The 1576-nt window shown below is 66.9% G+C and carries 2 protein-coding genes; both read right to left on the reverse strand.

The features are described from left to right. A partial coding sequence (locus BPSG_RS08170; RefSeq protein WP_155271912.1) for an iron-containing alcohol dehydrogenase occupies positions 1–506 on the reverse strand: 506 nt, incomplete at its 3' end. 151 nt (positions 507–657) lie between these two features. Further along, positions 658–1576, reverse strand: a 919-nt coding sequence (locus BPSG_RS08175; RefSeq protein WP_034879215.1) for an iron-containing alcohol dehydrogenase family protein, incomplete at its 5' end; no start/stop codon positions are given.

Consider the following 1576-nt stretch of genomic DNA (forward strand, 5'->3'; position numbering starts at 1 on the left):
TGCCGCCCACCATTTCTCGGCGGCGCGCGCGCGATCAGCGCGGAGTCCACGATCATCGCCACGCTGTTGCGGCCGTGCAGCGGCGAGCCCACATAGCGGTGCTCGTCGTCGTAGTTCACCGAGAACGGCGTGTATGCGGCGCACGCGCAGGCGAGCGTCGGCACCATGATCAGGTCCACGTTCAGCAGTTCGGCCACGTTCTTGGCGGTGTCGGCGAGCTTGCCCGCGCCGATCGCCACGATCGCGTCGGCGTCGAGCGCGCGGGCCTGTTCGGCGAGTTCGCGTGCGTTGCGTTCCGTTGCCGAGCGGTCGTAGCGCAGCGCCGGCGCGAAGAACTCGCTCGAGCCGGTGTAGTCGAGGAACGCTTGGGCTGACAGTTCGCCGGTCACGATGACCGGGTGCGCGTAATCCTCGAGGTAGCGTTCGATGTTCTTGGCGGACCCGGGTTCGCTGATGTAGCGGTTGGGGCCGGGGTGGACGTCGGTGACGCGGTTGAACGTTGCCATACCGTGAAGCTCCTTTGATAGACATTGCAGGCGACTGGTGTGGGCCAGCCGCCTGCGGATGGCCTCAAAGGAACATGCGCGCGGCTGGTCACATTGTCGGCCAGTGTACTATCGCTTCACTGTTGGCGAACCCCGCTGTCTCACTGGGCAGTCACGCGAGCGTTTCGAGCGTGCGCATCGCCTCGATGATCTGCGCGGGCGTCACGCCGGGCACCGCGGCATGGAACGGCGAGTCGGGGGCGGCCGCGAAATCGGCCACCGTCTGCAGGTTCCCATCGGTGAACTCAAGGTTCATCTGCCTCCACGAATGCGGCAGCCCTATGGTGGCGTAGAAGGGGAGCAGCGCCTGCACCTCGCTTTCCTTGCCCTCCACGAGCAGCTGCACGAGCACGCTGTACGCCACTTTCTCGCCGTGCATGGTGGCGGCGGATCCGGCCACGTGTGTCAGGCCGTCGTGCACGGAGTGCGCGCCGGATTCACGTGCGCGCACGCCGCCGAACCCGCCGACCGTGCCGGCCAGGCCGATGATCGTGTTGATGAGCGTGCGCACAAGCTCGTTGTCGTAGTCGCCCGCGCGCACGGCCTCGAGCGCCGGTTCGCTCTCCTCGAGCAGCATGTCGTGGATCAGGTGTGCGGAATGGTAGGCGAGCCGGTCGAAGACGGTCAGGTCGCTCGCCTGGTCGAACACAGGCGCGGATTCGTACCATTTCGCGATCGTGTCGCCGATGCCTCCGACGAGTTTGTCGGCGCCGGCGCGCGCGATCAGTGATGAATCGACGAGCAGCGCGATGCTGTTGCGCGGGTGCACCGGTACGCCGAGGAAGCGGTGCTCGTCGTCGTAGTCCACCGAATACGGCGAATAGGCGGCGCACGCGCACGCGAGCGTCGGCACGATGATCAGGTCGAGGTCCAGGATCTCGGCCACGTTCTTGGCGGTGTCGGCGAGCTTGCCCGCGCCGATCGCCACGATCGCGTCGGCGTCGAGCGCGCGGGCCTGTTCGGCGAGTTCGCGCGCGTTGCGTTCGCTCGACGATCCGTCGTAGCGCAGCGCCGGCGCGAAGAACTCGCTT

The sequence above is a fragment of the Bifidobacterium pseudolongum subsp. globosum genome, from assembly GCF_000741295.1.
In the GTDB taxonomy this organism is placed as follows: Bacteria; Actinomycetota; Actinomycetes; order Actinomycetales; family Bifidobacteriaceae; genus Bifidobacterium; species Bifidobacterium globosum.